The organism is Dokdonia genika (assembly GCF_042652845.1).
In the GTDB taxonomy this organism is placed as follows: Bacteria; Bacteroidota; Bacteroidia; order Flavobacteriales; family Flavobacteriaceae; genus Dokdonia; species Dokdonia donghaensis.
This window is the reverse complement of sequence record NZ_JBHSHB010000007.1, coordinates 277,041-298,417: the sequence shown is the minus strand read 5'-3', so window position 1 is coordinate 298,417 and position 21,377 is coordinate 277,041. Positions and strand designations below refer to the sequence as shown.

16 protein-coding genes are annotated in these 21,377 nt (G+C 37.2%); 9 read left to right on the top strand and 7 right to left on the bottom strand.

Going from position 1 to position 21,377, the window contains the following annotated elements:
* The first annotated feature begins 126 nt into the window (after nt 1–126).
* Nucleotides 127–894: an SH3 domain-containing protein gene (locus ACFO5T_RS02325; RefSeq protein WP_380031709.1), complete on the top strand. Its 768-nt coding sequence runs from the start codon at nt 127–129 to the stop codon at nt 892–894.
* Nucleotides 895–962: 68 nt separating this feature from the next.
* Here the strand turns inward: ACFO5T_RS02325 and pyk are convergent, their stop codons facing one another.
* The 6 genes from pyk to ACFO5T_RS02295 all read right to left on the bottom strand — a co-directional run bounded on the left by pyk (nt 963) and on the right by ACFO5T_RS02295 (nt 6,942).
* Complete coding sequence (gene pyk, locus ACFO5T_RS02320; protein ID WP_380031707.1) at nt 963–2,390, bottom strand: pyruvate kinase; 1,428 nt, start codon at nt 2,388–2,390, stop codon at nt 963–965.
* Nucleotides 2,390–2,872, bottom strand: coding sequence for an IPExxxVDY family protein (locus ACFO5T_RS02315; protein WP_380031705.1), 483 nt, complete (start codon nt 2,870–2,872; stop codon nt 2,390–2,392). The genes pyk and ACFO5T_RS02315 overlap by 1 nt, the downstream gene beginning before the upstream one ends.
* Nucleotides 2,873–2,969: 97 nt before the next feature.
* The gene (locus ACFO5T_RS02310) at nt 2,970–4,610 is read right to left on the bottom strand and encodes a sensor histidine kinase (protein WP_380031703.1); all 1,641 of its coding nucleotides are present in this window, start codon (nt 4,608–4,610) and stop codon (nt 2,970–2,972) included.
* A gap of 89 nt (nt 4,611–4,699) precedes the next feature.
* Nucleotides 4,700–5,437 carry a ribonuclease III gene (gene rnc, locus ACFO5T_RS02305; protein WP_035326134.1) on the bottom strand — a complete coding sequence of 246 codons (738 nt, stop codon included), beginning with the start codon at nt 5,435–5,437 and terminating at the stop codon, nt 4,700–4,702.
* Between the two features lie 7 nt (nt 5,438–5,444).
* Entirely contained in the window at nt 5,445–6,698 is a 1,254-nt protein-coding gene (fabF, locus tag ACFO5T_RS02300; protein ID WP_035326136.1) for a beta-ketoacyl-ACP synthase II, read from the bottom strand.
* A gap of 10 nt (nt 6,699–6,708) precedes the next feature.
* Nucleotides 6,709–6,942, bottom strand: a complete 234-nt coding sequence (locus ACFO5T_RS02295) for an acyl carrier protein (RefSeq protein WP_013750595.1) — start codon at nt 6,940–6,942, stop codon at nt 6,709–6,711.
* Between the two features lie 177 nt (nt 6,943–7,119).
* Between ACFO5T_RS02295 and purN the strand changes: the two genes are divergently transcribed.
* The 4 genes from purN (at nt 7,120) to ACFO5T_RS02275 (ending at nt 11,436) form a co-directional block, all read left to right on the top strand.
* Nucleotides 7,120–7,713 (top strand): phosphoribosylglycinamide formyltransferase, encoded by a 594-nt coding sequence (gene purN / locus ACFO5T_RS02290; protein WP_380031700.1) that lies wholly within the window; start codon nt 7,120–7,122, stop codon nt 7,711–7,713.
* Nucleotides 7,714–7,717: 4 nt separating this feature from the next.
* Nucleotides 7,718–8,353, top strand: coding sequence for a ribonuclease H1 domain-containing protein (locus tag ACFO5T_RS02285; RefSeq protein WP_380031698.1), 636 nt, complete (start codon nt 7,718–7,720; stop codon nt 8,351–8,353).
* Between the two features lie 207 nt (nt 8,354–8,560).
* The gene (locus tag ACFO5T_RS02280) at nt 8,561–9,493 is read left to right on the top strand and encodes a PfkB family carbohydrate kinase (RefSeq protein ID WP_035326150.1); all 933 of its coding nucleotides are present in this window, start codon (nt 8,561–8,563) and stop codon (nt 9,491–9,493) included.
* Between the two features lie 44 nt (nt 9,494–9,537).
* A complete protein-coding gene (locus tag ACFO5T_RS02275; RefSeq protein WP_038598094.1) occupies nt 9,538–11,436 on the top strand; it encodes an amidophosphoribosyltransferase in 1,899 nt (632 codons plus the stop codon).
* Nucleotides 11,437–11,782: 346 nt separating this feature from the next.
* Here ACFO5T_RS02275 and ACFO5T_RS02270 read toward each other — a convergent pair whose 3' ends face one another.
* Nucleotides 11,783–12,391, bottom strand: coding sequence for a superoxide dismutase (locus tag ACFO5T_RS02270; protein ID WP_035326152.1), 609 nt, complete (start codon nt 12,389–12,391; stop codon nt 11,783–11,785).
* 267 nt (nt 12,392–12,658) lie between these two features.
* Here ACFO5T_RS02270 and ACFO5T_RS02265 point away from each other — a divergent pair, with 267 nt between their 5' ends.
* The 4 genes from ACFO5T_RS02265 to ACFO5T_RS02250 all read left to right on the top strand — a co-directional run bounded on the left by ACFO5T_RS02265 (nt 12,659) and on the right by ACFO5T_RS02250 (nt 21,305).
* Entirely contained in the window at nt 12,659–15,796 is a 3,138-nt protein-coding gene (locus ACFO5T_RS02265; protein WP_380031695.1) for a UvrD-helicase domain-containing protein, read from the top strand.
* A 24-nt stretch (nt 15,797–15,820) separates the two neighbouring features.
* Nucleotides 15,821–17,014 carry a glycine C-acetyltransferase gene (kbl, locus tag ACFO5T_RS02260; RefSeq protein WP_380031693.1) on the top strand — a complete coding sequence of 398 codons (1,194 nt, stop codon included), beginning with the start codon at nt 15,821–15,823 and terminating at the stop codon, nt 17,012–17,014.
* A 120-nt stretch (nt 17,015–17,134) separates the two neighbouring features.
* On the top strand, nt 17,135–18,547 hold the full coding sequence (locus ACFO5T_RS02255) for an OmpA family protein (RefSeq protein WP_380031690.1): 1,413 nt from the start codon (nt 17,135–17,137) through the stop codon (nt 18,545–18,547).
* 67 nt (nt 18,548–18,614) lie between these two features.
* Nucleotides 18,615–21,305, top strand: a complete 2,691-nt coding sequence (locus ACFO5T_RS02250; RefSeq protein WP_380031688.1) for a PD-(D/E)XK nuclease family protein — start codon at nt 18,615–18,617, stop codon at nt 21,303–21,305.
* The last annotated feature ends 72 nt before the right edge of the window (nt 21,306–21,377 follow it).

The following is a 21,377-nucleotide window of genomic DNA, read 5'->3' as shown; positions in this document are numbered from 1 at the left end:
CGTTAAGGCAATAATAGCAAGGGCTAAGCGTTGTCGTAGTTTTATCATTTTTTTAACGACACCTCAGTAATTTGTGGCACATATCGTGGTTTCTCTTGATACATTGTTTAACCAAAATCATCAATTATGAAAAACCACATCTTCACCCTTGCTATTATTTCAATTGTAACATTAGCTAGTTGTAACTCTAAGTCTAATAAGGAGGAACTGCAACAAAATAATGAGCTTATTGCGATCGCCTCTCCCAGTAATGAACTTACAGAAACTTACTATTATGTAAATGCAACTTCAGGCTTATCTCTGCGCTCTGGTACAAATCTTAAATCAAAAAAACTTCTTGTTCTCCCTTATGGTGCTCAAGTAAAATACTTAAGTACTCCACAACATACAGCAATGACCCTAGGAGGTATCTCTGGCGAGATGGTTGAGGTAAGTTATCAAGGAGCTACTGGTTTTGCTTTTAATGGATATCTCACTACTCTAGCCCCTCCGCAACCTCGAGAGACGGTAAAAGATTATGCAAATCGCATAAGTACAAAAGATCATATAGTAAATGTGGTTACAAAGGCTCATAAAGACGGAGAGGCATATGGTATGACAACATCTATAGAGCTACCCTCTAAAACTTGGGAAGAAACGTATAAAATCACACAACGCCTATTTAATTTACCTAAAGAAATTCAGCCCAATTTCAACACTAAAGGCTCGGTAACAATTTTGAACAAAGAAAAAAGAGAAAGAACACTTACAGACGAGCTTACTATAAATGTAAGTTCCAAAGGTAAAATACAAAACCTAGCATATGCCTATAATCTTAAAAACTATAAGCGTACGGTTATAGTAACAAAAACACAGAATGGATTTCTCATTACAGAAGTAGAAGACTCTAAATAGTGCGTGACAAAATCTAGAGCATAAAAAAGGAGCCATATAGGCTCCTCTCTTATATTAATTTAAAGCGTTTATACTTCTGAAACTCTTAATGTATTTACCATACCCTTCTCTGGTAATGGCATTGCTACGAGATTAATAAGCATATCTCCTTTATGTACAATACCAGTATCTACCGCGAGCTGTCTTATATCTTCTACGGTCTCATCTGTACTTACAAACTTGTCGTAAAATAATGCTTTTACCCCCCAAAGTAAGTTGAGTTGTGTAAGTATGCGTTTATTTGATGTAAAAACAAGTATATGTGAAGATGGTCTCCACGCCGAAATTTGGAAAGCAGTATACCCACTATTAGTAAGCGTTGTAATCGCTTTTGCATCTATCTCATCTGCCATATGAGCAGCGTGATAACATATTGCTTTTGTAATGTAACGTTTAGTCTTAATGTGTGGTGGTGCTTGTGGCACTTTTATTAGGTCTGAATCTTCTACATTACGACATATAGACGCCATTTTTTCTATTACTTGTACTGGGTACTTCCCTACAGATGTCTCTCCAGACAGCATTACAGCATCTGCTCCATCCATTACAGAGTTTGCCACATCATTTACTTCTGCACGCGTAGGTGTAAGGCTTGAGATCATAGTTTCCATCATCTGGGTAGCTATAATTACTGGTATTCTTGCCTTTTTTGCTCTTAGAACTAATTGCTTTTGTACAAGTGGCACTTCGTGTGCTGGTATCTCTACACCTAGATCGCCACGAGCAACCATAAGAGCATCACAATAAGCCACAATCTTATCTATATTTTCTACAGCTTCTGGCTTTTCTATTTTTGCAATAATAGGCACTTTATGATCTGAGTGCTCTTTAATAAGTTTTTGTAATTGCTGTAAATCCTCTGCGTGACGCACAAATGAGAGTGCCATCCAGTCTACTTTAAGCCCTAGCGCAAAAATGGCATCTTTTACATCCTTTTTTGTAAGTGCTGGTAACGATATATCAGTGTTAGGTAGGTTTACTCCCTTTTTAGAACGTAGTGGTCCACCTTGTATCACCTTTGCTTCTACTTCTGTCTTACCGTCTGTTTTAATGACCTCAAACATAAGCTTACCGTCATCTAGTAAGATGCGCTCACCGTCTTTTACATCTCTAGGAAACTGCTTATAGTTCATATAAACGCGTTCCTTTGTTCCTTCAAATTCTTTTTCGGTTGAGAAGGTAATGATGTCTCCCGGGTTTACGATTACCTCTTCTTTCATTTTACCAACTCTAAGCTTTGGCCCTTGTAGGTCTGCAAGTATAGAGGTGTTAAATCCAGTTTCTTCACTGAGCTCACGTATCATTGCAACGCGCTCCTTAACGTCTTCATAATCTGCGTGCGAAAAATTGATACGGAAAACGTCTACCCCGGCATTCATCATATCGAGTAAAACTTCTCTCTTGCTAGTTGCTGGCCCTAAGGTTGCAACAATTTTGGTTTTTTTTCTTTTCGACATTATTCAAAAATTAAGTGTTCTTTATTTTTTAGTGTGCTTACGTCTACGTCATATGCCGTAACGATTTGCGGTATTTGATTTAAGGTTTTTAAGGTTTTTGCTTTCGCGAAAGCGTTACCATCCTCAATAACTTTTATAAAATAGTCTACTTGTTGTAGTTCTGGTATAAAATAAGCCGTTTTAAGGCTTTGTTGTGCTTCAAATAGCCCTGTGGAGACCTCTGAATTTATGGCCACCTTAGACTTGTTTGAAAACACGTAGTAGTCTATATACTGTTGCTTATCATTAAATTCAAAACAAGGATATCTTGTTGTGCTATCATATTGTGTTAATAAGAGGTCTTCGCGGGTTCTGGATAAGCGAACTTCTAAATTTTTATTAAGTAAATATGCTAGATAATAGGGCTCTAATGAACCGTGTATGGCTATGAGTGTGAAGTCATAACCAATGGAATCTTCTAAAAGAATTTTATACATTCCCATAGTGATAAAGCAAGTGAGAAAGATACAAAGAAGCATCTAAAGCAAGTGGGGGGATATGTAAAACTTACGTAAACGTTTTCGTTAAATTGGGTGTTTTTTATGATTTTAAAGGTAATGTAAATGTGACTATGGTTCCTTTACCTTCTTGAGATTCTATACTTAACTCACCGTTGTGGGTTTTTATAAACTCATTAGATAATATAAGGCCTAACCCTGAGCCTTTCTCATTACGTGTTCCTTTTTGAACTGTAGTTTCTGTAAGACTGAGTATTTTTTTTCGATAAGCATCTGTCATCCCTATCCCGTTATCTTCTATTGTAAAAATAAAATCTTGAGCTGTTTTTGAGAACTCTATGACTATGATATCATTGTCATTTGAAAACTTAATCGCGTTAGATAATAAATTTCTTATCACTGTTGCAATCATATTTTTATCGCCCTCTACTGTGCCTTTAAAACTAGATTCTAGACGTACGTTAATCCCTTTTTGCTTTAAATTATCGCTATATACCTTAATTTGATCTTTTGTAATAGCTAGAATATCTAGGGGTATAGGTTCATACTTTATTTGACCTGTTTCTAGCTTAGACCACTTGAGCAAGTTATCTAGTAAGGATATGCTGTTGCGACTAGAATCTTCTAGTGAATTTATAATAGCAGCAGTTTGCTTACTCTTAAACTCTTCTTGCTTTAAAACATCCAAAAAATTTATCACAGAAGATAGAGGGCTTCTTAAGTCGTGAGCTACAATAGAGAAAAATTTATTTTTTGTAGCAACTACCTCTGAGAGTCGTTTATTTTGAGCTGCTATCATTTTGTCCTTACGCTCATAAACGTAAAACTGTATAACTAAAAATAGCATAAAGCCTAGTAAAGCTAAGTACCAAATCAAAGAGGTTATAAACATAACCATACTATTCTCTTGTGGGCGTTTATATGCGGTACTCACTACAAATTTTTTGTTATAAAAATTTACTGTGGTTGATACATATGACTCATCTGGGATGTTAAAGTTTTTAAAGTACTCTGGGTCTTCTGTTTTTGCATAACACTTTTGACCATTATAAGATTTTGCACGGTCAAAGTAATTTCCGTTTCCTGCTTGAAATCTATAGACAAAATCTTCTTTGTTTACATTCTTGTAAACACGATCTATTATAGGCGCAAACTCTGCTACGGTCGTAATATAGCCTTTAGATACTCCATTGTCATCTAGTATACCAAAACCTAACGGAAGCCCTACAATACCTTCTATAAGGTTTGTAGGATTTGATGCATAATATTTACTACTACGCATTAAGGTATCCATCCTACTTATACCAGATTTACCTATGATTTTTTCTAAAGAAGTACCCTCCAAATTTTCAAGGGCAGCCTTTTTCATTGTAAAATCAAATTGAAAAATATGATTTGTATCTAAGTATGAAATACTAAATGGTGGGGGTATGGACAGATCGCTAAGCTGCATATCTAAGAGGTACTTTATGTCTTCCTCTTCTAGATACTCACCATCTGTGATTTCTATATATGCTTTAATGCCAGAAACAAGAGCAGCATAAGTGGTTAAAGAGCTTTGTAACTCAAATGCGGCTCTTTTATTTGCTCTATCAAGTTGTAAGTATTGTGTCTCTTCTTTTTGTTTGGCAATATTTGAAGTTACCCAGTTTACCGCAAGTGCTGTAACTAGTGCGAGTAGTGTAAATACGAGATAATATTTTTTTGGAAACTTCACTGACATAATTATGAGCATTTCTGCTCTAGAACTTAATCTGCTAAGGTAAAGATGATTACGTCGCTAATGTAGTGAAATGATTTATAAATTAAAGTCTACTGTGACTCAATTTCTCGTTGATATGCATAAAATGCACGTTTTGAGGCTATCTCTTCGGCTTTTTTCTTACTTGTAGCACGTGCCTTAGCAATAATTTTACCATCTATATGTAGACGCACACCAAAGTGCTTTACTGCATCTTGACCCGTATCTTCAAAAGTTTCAAACTTGAAAATATGTTTTTCCTTTTGACACCACTCTATAAGAACGCTCTTATAACTTATAATCCGCCCCTCTAGTTTTTCAATATCTACATAAGGCTCTATAACTCGTTTTGCTATAAACTTCTCACAGTAACGATAACCGCGATCTAGATATATAGCTCCCACAAGGGCCTCAAAGAGATTACCGTGTATGTTTGCACCAAAGTTATCTATAGGTATACTGGCCTTCACATATCTTACAAGGTTAAGATCACGCCCTAGCTCATTGAGATGTTTACGACTTACTACTTTAGATCGCATTTTTGTGAGATACCCTTCATTACCTCCTTGTACTTCATTAAAAAGGTGCGCTGCAATGACAGACCCTAGCATAGCATCCCCTAAAAACTCAAGTCTCTCATAGTTGAGAGGATTTCCATCTTCCTTTTTAAGGCCTAGAGATCTATGTGTAAATGCCTTTTCATAAATCGCAATATTTTTAGGTTTAAAACCTATAATGGATTGCATACGCATAAAAAAACTCCCGTCCTTTTCAGCACGAGAGTTAAATATTTTTTTAAACGTACTCATCTATATATTAAGCGTCTAATTTTTTAAATAATACACAAGCATTGTGCCCTCCAAAACCGAAGGTATTGCTCATTGCAACATTTACTTCTTTTTCTTGCGCTTTGTTAAGCGTAAGGTTAAAAGATGGGTCTATATTTTCATCTACAGTAGTATGATTTATAGTAGGAGGAACGAGACTGTGCTGCATTGCAAGTATTGCTGCAATAGACTCTATAGCTCCAGCTGCACCTAGTAGGTGACCTGTCATAGATTTTGTAGAATTAATATTAATATCTGCGGCGTGCTCACCAAAAACTTTTGAAATAGCCTTAAGCTCTGCAACATCTCCTAGAGGTGTTGATGTACCGTGGGTGTTAATGTGGTCTACATCTTCAGGGTTTAAACCTGCATCTCGTAAACAATTAAGCATCACTCGCTCTACACCTATACCGTCTGGATGTGGTGCTGTCATATGATAAGCATCACTTGACATACCTCCACCTAGAACCTCTGCATAAATCTTTGCACCACGTGCTTTTGCGTGTTCATATTCTTCTAGTATTAATGCTCCTGCTCCCTCACCTAGTACAAAACCATCTCTGGTTGCATCAAAAGGTCTAGAAGCCGTCTCCATATCATCATTTTTGGTAGATAAGGCGTGCATTGCATTAAAACCTCCCATACCTGCTGGTGTAACAGCAGCTTCACTTCCTCCAGTTACAATAATATCACAATGACCTAAACGTATATAGTTTAGAGCATCTATCATCGCATTTGCAGAAGACGCACAGGCAGAAACCGTTGTATAGTTAGGCCCCATAAAACCGTGCTTGATAGAGATATTACCAGGAGCAATATCTGCAATCATTTTTGGGATAAAGAATGGGTTGAACCTAGGGGTACCGTCTCCAGCACCAAAGTTTAGCACTTCGTTCTGAAAAGTTTCCAGACCACCTATACCGGCTCCCCATATAACCCCAACTCTAAATTTATCAACCGAGTCAAGGTCTATGCCCGCATCATTGATAGCCTCATCTGAGGCTACCAATGCGTACTGAGCAAATCTGTCTAGCTTACGAGCCTCTTTCCTATCAAAGAAGTCGAGAGCATTAAAGTTTTTAAGTTCACAAGCAAACCTCGTTTTAAACTTTTCTGCATCAAAATAGGTGATGGGCGCGCACCCGCTTTTCCCTGTAGAAAGTCCTTCCCAGTATTCCTGAATATTATTTCCTATCGGGGTAAGTGCACCAAGTCCGGTAACTACTACTCGCTTTAACTCCATATGTAGGGACTTATTTAGCCTCTTCTATATAAGATACTGCTTGACCTACGGTCGCAATATTTTCTGCTTGATCATCTGGAATCTGGATATCAAATTCCTTTTCAAACTCCATAATGAGTTCCACTGTGTCTAGTGAATCAGCGCCTAGGTCGTTTGTGAAGCTTGCTTCAGTTACAACTTCGTTTTCGTCTACTCCTAATTTGTCTACGATAATCGCTTTTACTCTTGATGCAATGTCTGACATAATTTTCTAATTTAAATTTTTATTTAAGTCGCAAAAATAACAAACTTTACGGTTAAACAAGTTTGCAACTCAAAAATGTGAAGGTAATTTACGGAAATATAAAATAAGTTCCTTTCTATAACCTTCAAATAGTTACTAATATTTCTTTATTTCGCACCCACAACAGCAACAAGAAAAATGAAACGAATTGTGATTTTTGCCTCGGGTAACGGTACAAATGCCCAGCGTATTATAGAGTATTTTCGGGATCGTACGGATGCACAAGTCGTGCAAGTACTTACTAACAACCCGCGTGCCAAAGTTTTACAACGCGCCACAAAGCTAGATGTACCCGCATTAAGTTTTAACAGAAAAGCTTTTTATAAAAGTGATGATGTACTGCATTTACTCACTGCAACAAAGCCAGATCTTATCGTTCTTGCTGGCTTTTTATGGCTTTTTCCAGAAAAAATCATTTCGGCATTTCCAGATAAGGTCATAAATATACACCCCGCGTTGCTCCCTAACTTTGGCGGTAAAGGGATGTACGGGATGAATGTGCACGAGGCTGTTTACGCTTTCGCGAAAGCGGAATACCTTAAAAATCCCACTCAAAAAATTCACACAGGCATCACCATACACAAGGTAACACCCGAGTATGATAAGGGAGATTTTTTATTTCAAGCCAAAGTTGAAGTCACTCCAGAAAACACCCCAGAAGCAATTGCCAAAAAAATACACCAGCTAGAATACACGCACTTTCCAGAGGTAATCGCAAAGTTCTTATCTTAGAGAGATGGCAAAAAAAGAAAAATTCTATGTGGTCTGGGAAGGTAAAAAACCTGGAATCTATACATCTTGGAAAGATTGCAAGGCAATGATTACTGGTTATGCTGGGGCAAAATACAAGAGTTTTGACACCTTTGCTAAAGCAAAAACCGCTTACAATGGAGACTATAATGACTTTAAAGGCTCCTCAAAAAAGAAAAAAATACTCACCGCCGAAGAAAAAGCAAAATACGGCGAGCCTAACCTCTACTCTATCGCGGTAGATGCGGCAAGCTCTGGTAACCCAGGCGTGATGGAATATCGTGGTGTAGATACTCAAACAGTAAAGCAACTCTTTCACCAAGGGCCTTTTAAACAAGGGACTAATAATATAGGAGAGTTTCTAGCGCTTGTACACGGGCTGGCCTACTTAAAAAAGATAGGTAGCGACCGTCTTATATATAGTGACTCACGCATAGCAATAGGCTGGGTAAAAAAGAAGCATTGCAAGACTAACCTCAAACAAAGTCAAAAAAACAAAGATGTTTTTGACCTCATCACACGCGCAGAGCAGTGGCTTAAAACAAACACCTATACAACAACCATCGTAAAGTGGGAAACCAAAGCCTGGGGAGAAATCCCAGCGGATTTTGGAAGGAAGTAAATAATCTTATGAAAACAGAAAAAAAGAGAATATATACGATAGCAATTTCGGCTTTTCTTACCACGCTGGTTATAAGAAACTGGGATGCTTTAAAAAGTTTTATTGCCAGTTTATTTGCATAATTTAATTTAAAATTTTGGCGAAAGCGGTCTCCTTAAAGTTGAGTTGTCAAACATTCAAAACCGTATATTTGCACAAAAATTATAGATGAGTAAATTGGTTATTGTTGGTTCTTGCGCTTTTGATGCTATAGAAACACCTTTTGGAAAAACAGATAAAATTATTGGGGGAGCTTCTCCTTATATAGGACTTGCTGCGGCACAGTTTGATAATGTTGATCCAGCCATTGTAGCCGTAGTAGGTGATGACTTCCCACAAGAGTATCTTGATTTTCTTGCAGAGAGAGGTATTAACACAGACGGTATAGAGGTTGTAAAAGGTGGTAAAACATTTTTCTGGAGTGGTAAATATCATAACGATATGAACTCTAGAGATACACTAGCAACAGAGCTTAATGTACTAGCAGATTTTTCTCCTAAGGTTCCTGCATCTCATAAGGAAGCACCTATTGTAATGCTAGGTAACTTGCAACCACAAGTGCAGCTTAGTGTTATCGAGCAAATGGATGTAAAGCCTAAGCTTGTGATACTAGACACAATGAACTTCTGGATGGATATCGCGCTTGATGAGCTTAAAACTACTCTCAAAAAAGTAGATGTTATTACTATAAATGACGAGGAAGCTCGCCAGTTGAGTGGTGAGTACTCTCTTGTGACTGCTGCAAAGAAGATTCACGAGATGGGGCCTAAGTATGTAGTCATTAAGAAGGGTGAGCACGGAGCACTTATTTTTGAAGGAGATAAAATGTTTTTTGCGCCAGCACTGCCACTGTCTGACGTTTTTGACCCTACGGGAGCTGGAGACACCTTTGCAGGAGGATTTGCAGGTTATATTGCACAAGCAGGAGACACTTCTTTTGAAACAATGAAGACGGCTCTTATATATGGCTCTTGTCTAGCATCCTTTACTGTAGAAAAATTTGGAACAGAGCGATTACAATCTGTAACCCCAGAAGAAATCAAAGAAAGATTGCATCAGTTTAAACAACTTGTTCAATTTGACATAAACATAAACGACTAAATCCTGCGCTCCAATTTTTTGGAGCGCTTTTGTTTTATAAAGCTATGAGTGACGCTATTAAGCACGAATGTGGTATTGCAGTAATAAGACTAAAAAAACCACTAGAATTTTATAAAGAAAAATACGGTACCGCTTTTTACGGTGTAAACAAGATGTACCTTATGATGGAAAAACAGCACAACCGTGGTCAAGACGGAGCTGGTTTTGCCAGTATAAAACTAGATGTTGCTCCTGGCGAGCGTTACATCTCAAGACAGCGCTCTACGGCACAACAACCCATACAAGATATTTTTGCAGAGATTAATGGGCGTATCAATACCCTTATGACGGCAAATCCAGATAAAAAGGATGATGTAGCCTGGCAAAAAAGTAATGTCCCTTACATAGGTGAGCTACTATTAGGTCACGTGCGCTATGGCACCTTTGGAAAAAACAGTGTAGAGAGTGTACACCCTTTCTTGCGTCAAAACAACTGGATGCACCGTAACCTCATAGTTGCGGGTAATTTTAATATGACTAATGTAAACAAGCTTTTTAACAAGCTCGTGTCATTAGGACAGCACCCTAAGGAGCAAGCAGATACCATCACAGTGATGGAAAAAATAGGTCACTTCCTTGATGATGAGGTAGCAAAACTTTACAAAAAACTAAAAAAGGAAGGCTTTAATAAACAACAAGCCTCACCTCAAATTGCAGAGCGCCTTAAGGTGGCAAAAATTTTACGCCGTGCCTCAAAAGATTGGGATGGCGGTTATGCAATGGCCGGACTTCTAGGTCACGGAGATGCATTTGTACTAAGAGATCCAGCTGGTATACGTCCCGCATATTATTTTGAAAATGACGAGGTAGCCGTGGTAGCAAGTGAGCGCCCAGTTATACAAACAGCCTTTAATGTACCTTTTGAAGAGGTAAAAGAGCTAGATCCAGGTGCCGCAGTTATTGTAAAGAAAAACGGAACGCTTACTGTAGAGCAAATTTTAGAACCGCTTACGCGAAAAGCTTGTTCCTTTGAGCGTATCTATTTCTCAAGAGGCTCTGATGCCGAAATATATAAAGAGCGTAAGATGCTAGGTCGTCTTCTTATGCCTCGAGTATTAGAAAGTATAGATCACGATACAAAAAACTCTGTTTTTTCTTTTATACCTAACACTGCCGAAACATCTTTTTACGGGATGGTAGAAGCAGCGCAAGATGAGCTCAATAGACAAAAAGGACAAAAAATTCTCGCTGCAAAGGGAGACCTTACAGAAGCACAGCTCACAGAGATTTTATCACAGCGACTACGTACCGAGAAAATAGCTATAAAAGATGCAAAGCTTCGTACGTTTATTACAGAAGATAGTAGTCGCGATGATCTAGTAGCACACGTTTATGATGTGACCTATGGAGTAATAAAGCCAGAAGACAAGCTAGTAATTATAGACGATAGTATCGTGCGAGGTACTACTCTTAAAAAGAGTATTATCAAAATGATGGCTCGTTTAAATCCAGCCAAAATCATTGTAGTATCAAGCGCCCCTCAGATTAGATACCCAGATTGTTATGGTATAGATATGGCGAGACTTGAGGATTTTATAGCATTTAGGGCTGCTATAGCTTTACTTAAAGACAATGGTAAGGAGGATCTTATAGATGAAGTATATAAACAATGTAAAGAACAAGTAGATCTTAAAGATAAGCACGTTAAGAATTATGTAAAGCGTATTTACGAACCATTTACACAGCGCGAGGTTTCTCAAAAAATAGCAGAGCTTCTCACAGATGACACTGTAAAAACCGAAGTAGAAATTATCTATCAAACGGTAGAGAGTTTACACGAAGCTTGTCCAGAAAACCTAGGAGATTGGTATTTTACCGGAGACTACCCCACAAACGGTGGACACCGTGTGGTAAATAAAGCCTTTATAAACTTTGTAGAAGGAAATAAAGAAAGAGCTTACTAACGGCGTTCTTAATTAAATCATAAATTGCTCAAAAACTGTGTATTTCGTCTAAAAATTGAGTTTTTTGTCTAAAAATTGCATCATACTTAAAAAATGACTCTTATATTAGCAATGCCATAGCATAAGTAGGTTAAGTTAATGGTAGATTTGGGGCAAAAAAAGGTGGATCTTTCCGCCTTTTTTTATGCGCAACCTTTACATAAAGTGATGTAGTCAATTTCTTATTAAAAGATTTTATCACATCTCATTATAAACTCTGCTAGAGTAAGATGCTCTTAAAAAGTTAAGACATAAAAAAAAGGTCCATTCTGATGAATGGACCTTTTTAATTTATATAAACTATCGCTTATTTGTTTTGAGCATATAGAGCGCTTACTTTTTCCCAGTTTATTACATTAAAAAATGCATTTACATAATCTGGACGTCTGTTTTGATAATTAAGGTAGTATGCGTGCTCCCATACATCAAGTCCTAAGATAGGAGTTCCTCCACAACCTACTTTAGGCATAAGTGGGTTATCTTGATTAGGTGTTGAGCAAACCTCAACTTTTCCACCTTCGTGCACACATAGCCAAGCCCATCCTGAACCAAACTGTCCTCCTGCTGCAGATGAGAATTTGTCTTTAAAAGACTCAAAGTTTCCGTAAGCTGCGTTTATAGCCTCTGCAAGTTCACCCGTAGGCTCTCCTCCACCGTCTGGAGACATAACTTCCCAAAAAAGTCTGTGGTTATAAAAACCTCCACCATTGTTACGTACAGCAGTGTTAGACATATCTAGGTTAATAAGTATATTTTCTATAGTCTTACCTTCAAGGTCTGTTCCCTCTATGGCATTATTAAGTTTATTAGTGTATCCAGCGTGGTGCTTGCCGTGGTGGATCTCCATAGTCTTTGCATCTATGTTAGGCTCTAGAGCATCTTTTGCATATGGTAATTCTGGTAAGGTAAATGACATTTCTCTTTCGTTTTTGGTTAAACTTCAATTCTGATTTTAACAAAGTTACATAAAGTAAGGTATTCTTTATGTTATAGAATTCTTATAAATAGGTGTACGCTTTCGCGAAAGCGTAATAAAACATAACAAATTAACGCAACCGTTTAGAAAATAAAGGTCTTATAAACATAGACATTCATTTTAGGGGTATTATAGGTGTCTATATAATTATTAGGTTGAGGTTTGACAAAGCCACCTTTATGGGTGGCTTTTTGCTATCTTAGTGCTATGACCGAAAAGAATACATTTATTGTGCTCAATGCCTCTGCAGGATCTGGTAAAACATATAGTCTTGTAAAGCAATACATCACTACGCTTCTTAAAAGTAAGGATCCTAATAAGTTTAGACATTTACTTGCAATCACTTTTACAAACAAGGCAGTTGCCGAGATGAAAAACAGAGTGCTAGAAACTTTTAAAGCCATAGGTGATTATAAGCAGGGTGATAAACCAGATATGCTAGATGATCTGGCTAGCGCTAGCAACTTGCCGGTAGATGAGGTGGTGCATAAATCAAAGGAGATTCTCAATAGAATTTTACATAATTATGCTGCTTTTGATATTGTTACGATTGATACACTTACGCATAGAATTATACGCACCTTTGCAAAAGATCTTAATATCTCTAGCAGTTTTGAAGTGTCTCTAGATCAAAAAACGCTCAGCGCACAAGCTGTAGATGCTCTTGTTGCAAAAGTGGGTGTAGATAACACCATTACTAAGGTACTCGTAGATTTTGCTCTTGAAAAAGCAGATGATGATAAGAGCTGGGATATAAGTAGAGATTTACTAGAAATTGCCTCGCTATTACATAATGAAAATGATCTCAAGGCGCTAGAACTTCTTAAAAGCAAATCATTATCAGACTTTGATGAGCTTGCTAGATTTCTTAACACTCAAATTAAGTCTCTGGCTAGTAAACAGCAAGAAACGGGTAAAAGTCTTTTAGACTTTATACACACATTAGGTCTAGATCAAAAAAGTTTTGCCAGCGGCTATTACTATAAGTTTATAGTACAAGTGGCTAGTGGCATAAAAGGTCTAAAATATTCTGGTTCTGGTTATAAAGACAATATCGAGGAGTATGCATTTTACACAAAGGGACAAAAAGATGATATAAAATCTATAATAGATGCAAATAGAAATCGCTTTGTAGACGATTTTTTAAAACTAAAATCTCTTGCCTCGCAGCAAAAGAAGTATGAGGCTTTTCGCTCTAAGCTTATACCTCTTTCTGTTTTACACCTCATTAAAAAGGAGCTAGACCTTATTAAGGAAGAAGAAAATGTATTGCTCATATCAGATTTTAATGCCCTCATTTCAAAATCGCTTAAAGACCAACCTGCTGCATTTTTATATGAGCGGCTCGGTGAGCGATATACAAATTACTTTATAGATGAGTTTCAAGACACCTCTGTGATGCAGTGGGACAATCTCGTCCCACTTATAGATAATACGATAAGTAGCGTCTCTAGTGATGAAGTAAGCAATTCTTTATTACTCGTAGGTGATCCAAAACAAGCTATTTATAGATGGCGCGGTGGTGAGGCAGAGCAGTTTATTGCTCTTAGCCACCAGATTAATCCTTTTACCACAGAGGCTACTGTCGCTCGCTTAGACACTAACTATAGAAGTAATGAGTCTATTATTCATTTTAATAATAGTTTTTTTACACACCTTGCCGTACACTTTAATAATGAACTCTATAGTGAGATTTATAAAACAGATAATGCACAAGGCACAACTAACAAAAAAGATGGATATGTTTCCCTAGAGTTTATCGATTATGAGAATAACGAAGAGGCAGACCTTCTATACCCAGAACGAGTTATAGAAATCATTAATGAAGTTACGGCTCAAGGGTACTTGCACTCAGATATTTGTATTCTTACAAGAAGTAATAAACACGGTACACACATTGCTCAAGTTTTACAAGAGGCAGGTACAGAGGTTGTCTCCTCAGAGAGTTTACTTATCGAAAATTCTCCTACCGTGCAGTTTATACACAACTTTATTACAATGCTTTCTTTTCCAAAACAATTAGAGTATAGGCTTGCTGTGCTTTACTTTTTAGGAACACATTATACTATAAAAGACAGCCACAATTTTTACAGTACTCATACGGCTAGCACATTATCCGAATTTTTAGAGCAGCTCAAAGCTTTTGATGTTTTTATACATCTCGATTACTTAAAAAACCTCTCTCTTTATGAGTATATAGAGTACATTATACGCTCCTTTTACTTAGCTCCAATATCTGATGCATATGTAGTGGCATACCTCGATCTAGCTTATAATTATGCTCAAGCTCACAGTGGTGGTGTTTTAGGTTTTATAGACTACTGGGAAGAAAAAAGAGAAAAAGCAAGTATCGTAGCACCAGCACAAGACAATGCTGTGCAGATAATGAGTATTCATAAATCAAAAGGGCTTGAGTTTCCAGTAGTAATATATCCTTATGCAGACTCAGACTTGTATCGCACTCGTGGCGAGCACCAGTGGTTCCCTATGGAAAATGAAGATATTAATGGTTTTAACACCTTAATGGTTCCACATAATAGTGCGCTTAACGATTTTGGAGATGCTGGCATAGCGCTTTTCGAAAAAAGAAACAATGAGCAACAATTTGACACCATTAATGTACTTTATGTGGCGCTTACTAGAGCTTCTGAGCGGTTATATGTATTATCACGCTTTCGCGAAAGCGTAAAAAAAATAGGTTCATATAGTGACCTTTTTATCGATTATCTTCAAAACAACAATTTGTGGAATAACGACCAGCGAGAATATAGTTTTGGCAGCAAAACAGCCGCTATTAAAAAAAACAAAATCTCAGATTATCAAAATTTTACACCCATCATACGGTCTACAGCCAAAGAAGAGTTAGGTATACAAATAATTACTCAGGCTAGTTTTTTATGGGATGAGAAAAAGCAAAATGCCATTACTTACGGTAATCTCATACACGAGTTAATGGCCGCTGTTACAGGCCACAATACAATTACAGCCGTAGTAGACGATGCTGTGCGCCACGGTATCATACCTCAAGAAAGCGGAAAGGTTATGACGGGCATAATGAATCAGGTTGTCTCACATCCAGACCTAAAGTTATTTTTTGAAGAAGAAAACACCGTTTACAATGAACGTATGATACTTGCCAGTGATGGTCGTTTTCACATACCAGACCGTGTTGTAGTTACTCCAGATGGAAGTACTATAATTATAGACTATAAAACGGGTGCCCATAACGACTCTTATGCAAAACAACTTGCAACCTACGCTGGGTTATATCAAGAGATGGGTTATAACGTAACTCATAAACTGCTTGTTTATATAGACAGCACTATAGAAGTAGTCGCGGTTTAATACCTTTGTAAAAAACAAACACATATGTACGGTAGTATACAACAACATTTACAAAAAGAACTTGCAGAAATTAAAGATGCAGGACTCTATAAAAAAGAGCGTATTATCACATCTCCACAAGACGCGGTAATCAAAATTTCTACAGGAGAAGAGGTTATAAACTTTTGTGCAAATAACTATCTAGGGCTATCATCACACCCAGAAGTAATACAAGCTGCAAAGGACACTATGGATACTCACGGTTTTGGGATGAGTTCTGTACGTTTTATTTGTGGTACACAAGACATACATAAAGAATTAGAGCAGCGTATTGCCAAATTTTATGGAACAGAAGATACCATATTATATGCTGCGGCATTTGATGCAAATGGTGGTGTTTTTGAACCGCTACTAGGTAAAGAAGATGCTATCATATCTGACTCGCTTAATCACGCTTCTATTATAGACGGTGTGCGCCTATGTAAAGCTGCGAGATATCGCTATGCAAATAATGATATGGCAGATCTCGAAGAGCAACTTAAAAAAGCAAATGAAAATGGTGCTCGTCACAAAATTATAGTTACAGATGGTGTATTCTCAATGGACGGTCTTGTTGCTCCACTAGATAAGATCTGTGATCTAGCAGATAAGTACGATGCTCTTGTAATGATAGATGAGTGTCACGCTACAGGTTTTATAGGTGAGCGCGGTATAGGTACGCTAGAAGAAAAAGGTGTTTTAGGTCGTGTAGATATTATTACTGGTACATTAGGTAAGGCACTAGGTGGCGCAATGGGAGGATATACAACTGCAAAAAAAGAGGTTATAGAAATACTACGACAGCGTAGTCGTCCTTACTTATTTTCAAATTCTCTTGCTCCAGCCATTGTAGGTGCTTCAATAAAAGTCTTAGATTTATTAGAAAAAGACACTTCTTTACGAGATAAGCTAGCAGAAAACACGGCATATTTCAAAAAAGGAATGAAAAAAGCTGGTTTTGATATTATAGATGGAGACTCGGCAATTGTGCCTGTAATGCTCTATGATGCAAAGTTATCACAAGATATGGCAGACGCACTTTTAGAAGAAGGTATATATGTGATAGGCTTCTTCTTCCCCGTGGTACCAAAGGGAAAGGCACGTATTCGTGTACAATTGAGTGCGGCTCATTCTATTGAACATCTTGATGCTGCAATAGCGGCTTTTACAAAAGTAGGAAAAGATTTAAAAGTAATTTAAACGGTCCTTACCCCCTGTTTGTAAGGGAGGTTTGGAAAAATTTAGTACTTTTAGCTTTGTTGATTAATTTTAACAACTTACTTTTGTCGGTAATTAACACTTAAAATTTAAGACTAAACAATGAAACATCTTAGCAGATTTTTAGTTGCAGCACTTATGATTCTTGCTTTAGGATCAGTGAATGCACAAGACGCAAACAATCCTTGGGCTATCTCAGTCGGAGCAAACGCAATTGACACATACCCAGTAGGTGACGCACTAGACGTATCTCCAGGAGCTGGTGAATTAAGAGGAAATCTTTTTGAAGAATTCTACAATGTTGAAGATCACTGGAGCATCGTACCTTCAGTTTCTTATGTAAACGTTTCTCGCTACTTGGGAGATGGTTTCACATTTGGAGTATCTGGTTCATTAAACAGAATTGACAAATTAGGTGATGAAAGACCAAGAAATGAATTACAATACTACGGAGCTGACGGAGATTTCTCCTATAGCTTAAGAGACCTTATCAATGGTGAAGGTGGATGGTTTGATCCTTCTCTTTCTGTTGGTGCTGGTTATACGTGGGTAGAAAGTTCACTGGACGGTGAGTTAGGTGGATTTGGAACTGCAAATGCTGCTGCCGGAGTTAAAATTTGGTTAGGAGAAAACTTCAATATTGGTTTACAATCTAAATATAAGCACGCTTTTGAAGATGACGGAATCAAGCACTTTCAACACGTTGCTGCTGTAGGTATTGTTTTCGGAGGAAAAGATACAGATGGTGATGGAATATATGACAAAGATGATGCTTGTCCAGAAGTTGCAGGTCTTCCTGAGTTTGACGGATGTCCAGATTCTGACGGTGACGGTATCCAAGATTCTAAAGATGCTTGTCCTACTGTTGCTGGTTTAGCAGAGTTTGATGGTTGTCCTGATACAGATGGTGATGGTATTCCTGATCCTAAGGATGCTTGTCCTACTGTTGCTGGTATCGCTGCTTTAGGTGGTTGTCCAGATGCAGATGGTGATGGTATCAAAGATGCTGATGATACTTGTCCAAATGAGGCAGGACCACGTGCTAACAACGGATGTCCTTACCAAGATAAAGACGGTGACGGTGTATTAGATAAAGACGATGAGTGTCCAGATGTTGCAGGAACTGTAGCAAACAATGGATGTCCAGAAGTATCTGTAGAAGTTCTTAATGAGCTTAACGTTGAAACTAAAAAAGTACTCTTTGATTACAACAAAGCATCAATCAGAACTGAATCTTATGCGACTCTTGATAAAGTGGCATCAGTGATGATGGAGTACCCAACAACTCGTTTCCTTATCGAAGGTCACACTGATGATAGAGGACGTGATGCATATAACTTAGACCTTTCTGACCAAAGAGCTGCTTCAGTAAGAAGCTACTTAACAGGAAAAGGAATCCCAGCGTCTCGTTTAGAGTCTAAAGGATTTGGTGAAGCTAGACCAGTTGCTTCAAATAAAACTGCTGCAGGACGTCAAGAAAACAGACGTGTTGAGCTTTCTATTCTAGAGCAATAGAAATAAAATAAGATTTTTATAATCTTAAAAACGCCTCGCAATTGCGAGGCGTTTTTTATTTTAGACTATGCAAAGTTTTATAGACGTCGTACTAGAAGAGGAAAGTGTAACAGATAAAGATAATCTCATATTTATTTTACCTAGCCGAAGAGCTGGTAATACACTTAGAAAGAAAATAGCTCAGCGAGCACATAAAACTTCATTTGCTCCACAAATTTTCTCTATTGAAGAATTTATATCCCACATAACAGGATTAAAATCTGCGAGCAATGTAGACTTAATATTTAATCTCTTTGAAAGTTATACAGAAGTTGTAGAGAAGGAGAAGCTAGTAACCTTCCAAACTTTCTGTGGCTGGGCTCAATCTATATTGAGTGACTTTAATGAAATAGATCGGTTTTTGCTCGATCAAAAAAAAGTCTTTAACCACCTTAAAGATATAAAAGAACTATCAGATCATTGGTCTTCATCTACAAATGAGATAGTTGTAAATTATATAGACTTCTGGAACAACTTGCTTGATATTTACACAGTCTTTTGCGAGAAATCACTTCATACTGATGCTGTCCATCAAGGGTATATTTATAGACAAGCTGTAGAGGTTATAGAGCATTACATATCTTCCTCTACTCAGGAAAGACACGTTTTTCTGGGATTTAATGCGCTTAATATTGCAGAGCAACAAATTATACAGGCCATACTAGCCTCAGGAAATTCGGAAATTTATTGGGATACAGAAAAGTCATTTATAAAAAACCCATATCACGAGACTAATCTCTTTATAAAGAAATACAAGCGAGACTGGGCATATTACAGCACCAATGACTTTTCTTGGAGTTTTGATAATTATAGTACTTCAAAAAATATAAATACTTATGCCTGCTCACAAGATGTCCTACAGGCCAAAACTCTAGGAACTATTCTTGAAAAAACAGCTCAAGACGCACTTTCCAAAACTGCTATCATTCTAGGAGACGAGGCATTATTATTACCTGTACTTAACGCACTACCTACACACATCCATAAAGTAAATATTACTATGGGTATTCCAATAGGTAAAACCCCGACAGCTTCATTTTTTGAGCAACTGCTTAGTTTAAAAAAGAATCCACAGACTAACGGGTTCTATTACAAAGATGTTTTAAAAGTACTACGCAATCCCATTACTCAGGCATTACTAAAAGAAACAGCCACAACATTACAACAAGAGATTATATCTAAAAACCTCATTTATGTCTCTACCGGCGTATTACTAAATACTGTTAACCAAGAGCACCTAAATATTGCCAAGACCTTATTTTTAGAGTGGAATGATAACCCAAAACTCGCCGTATCAAATTGTCTTCAAATCATTAGTGACTTAAGAACTATATACGACGAAACTCAAAACAGTTTACAAGTAGAGTATCTCTATGGGTTTTATGTAGCTTTTAATAAGTTAAAAACACTTATGGAAGTAAAAGAGCATATAAGTGATATCTCAACATTTATCCTCTTTTATCGTGATATTATTTCTTCAGAAACTATAGATCTTAAAGGTGATCCAGATCAAGGTTTACAAATTATGGGAGTCTTGGAGTCTCGTGTACTAGATTATGATCACGTAATCCTCACCTCTGTTAACGAGGGAATACTACCTTCTGGTAAGAGCCAAAACTCCTACATACCCTACGATCTTAAAAAGCTATATGATTTACCTACATATTCAGAAAAAGATGCAGTATATGCTTATCACTTTTACCATCTTTTACATAGGGCTTCTACTGTAGATCTATTATATACAACTCATAGTAGCGGACTAGGAAGTAGTGAGCAAAGTCGTTTTATAAGACAAATAGAAGAAGAAGGAATTCATAACCTTACTAAATATACAGTTACACCTGCATCGCACAGTACAAGCAAAAAGTCGCAAGTGATAGCAAAAACACCAGAGGTGGTTGCAAAATTATCACAGTTTCTCAAAAGAGGCATATCTCCCTCTGCACTTACCACCTATTTACGCAATCCAGTGCTATTTTACGAGCGCTATATTCTCGGTATAGATAGTAGCGATGAAGTAGAAGAAACCGTTGCAGCAAATACAATGGGTACCATAGTACACAACACACTAGAGGAACTCTATAAACCACACATAGGTATTGTACTTACAGAAGATATTTTAAAAGATCTCATTAAAGGTATTGAGCAAGAGGTACGTAATCAATTCAAATCAGAATACGGTCTCACTCATATACAAGAAGGTAAAAATAAGATCATCTACGCGGTTATATGTCGCTATGTTCACAATTACCTAAAAAGAGAGATATCCTTGCTTAAAAAGGGCGATACTGTCATAATACAAGCGGTAGAAGATGATTTACGTGATATATCTCTCACAGATACTATTACTCTAAGAGGTAAGGTAGATCTTGTAGAACAACGCAACGGTCACCTCAACATTATAGATTATAAAACCGGTAAAGTAACACAAACCGATCTCAACTTAAAATCTTATGAAGATTTACTTCTGCCTGAAGGTAAATTTGAAAAAGCATTCCAAGTGCTTATGTATGCATTTATGCTTAACAAAAAGAAGCCTCTTCAGTTTCCCGTAAATGCGGGAATAATATCTTTCAAAAATCTACAGTCAGGCTTTCTACCATTTAAATACAATAGAAACCAAGAGATCACAACAGACACCCTTTTGGAGTTTGAGGCTGTTTTAAAAACATTGGTAAAAGAAATATTAGACCCTTCTATTCCCTTTACAGAAAGGTAGTTTACGCTTTCGCGAAAGCGTACTAAAAACATATAAAAAACCCATCAATACGTATTGATGGGTTTTTATTTT

Coding starts and splice junctions, on each gene's coding strand:
- ACFO5T_RS02325 (WP_380031709.1), top strand. CDS start 127: ATGAAAAACCACATCTTCACCCTTGCTATTATTTCAATTGTAACATTA.
- pyk (WP_380031707.1), bottom strand. CDS start 2,390: ATGTCGAAAAGAAAAAAAACCAAAATTGTTGCAACCTTAGGGCCAGCA.
- ACFO5T_RS02315 (WP_380031705.1), bottom strand. CDS start 2,872: ATGGGAATGTATAAAATTCTTTTAGAAGATTCCATTGGTTATGACTTC.
- ACFO5T_RS02310 (WP_380031703.1), bottom strand. CDS start 4,610: ATGTCAGTGAAGTTTCCAAAAAAATATTATCTCGTATTTACACTACTC.
- rnc (WP_035326134.1), bottom strand. CDS start 5,437: ATGAGTACGTTTAAAAAAATATTTAACTCTCGTGCTGAAAAGGACGGG.
- fabF (WP_035326136.1), bottom strand. CDS start 6,698: ATGGAGTTAAAGCGAGTAGTAGTTACCGGACTTGGTGCACTTACCCCG.
- ACFO5T_RS02295 (WP_013750595.1), bottom strand. CDS start 6,942: ATGTCAGACATTGCATCAAGAGTAAAAGCGATTATCGTAGACAAATTA.
- purN (WP_380031700.1), top strand. CDS start 7,120: ATGAAACGAATTGTGATTTTTGCCTCGGGTAACGGTACAAATGCCCAG.
- ACFO5T_RS02285 (WP_380031698.1), top strand. CDS start 7,718: ATGGCAAAAAAAGAAAAATTCTATGTGGTCTGGGAAGGTAAAAAACCT.
- ACFO5T_RS02280 (WP_035326150.1), top strand. CDS start 8,561: ATGAGTAAATTGGTTATTGTTGGTTCTTGCGCTTTTGATGCTATAGAA.
- ACFO5T_RS02275 (WP_038598094.1), top strand. CDS start 9,538: ATGAGTGACGCTATTAAGCACGAATGTGGTATTGCAGTAATAAGACTA.
- ACFO5T_RS02270 (WP_035326152.1), bottom strand. CDS start 12,391: ATGTCATTTACCTTACCAGAATTACCATATGCAAAAGATGCTCTAGAG.
- ACFO5T_RS02265 (WP_380031695.1), top strand. CDS start 12,659: ATGACCGAAAAGAATACATTTATTGTGCTCAATGCCTCTGCAGGATCT.
- kbl (WP_380031693.1), top strand. CDS start 15,821: ATGTACGGTAGTATACAACAACATTTACAAAAAGAACTTGCAGAAATT.
- ACFO5T_RS02255 (WP_380031690.1), top strand. CDS start 17,135: ATGAAACATCTTAGCAGATTTTTAGTTGCAGCACTTATGATTCTTGCT.
- ACFO5T_RS02250 (WP_380031688.1), top strand. CDS start 18,615: ATGCAAAGTTTTATAGACGTCGTACTAGAAGAGGAAAGTGTAACAGAT.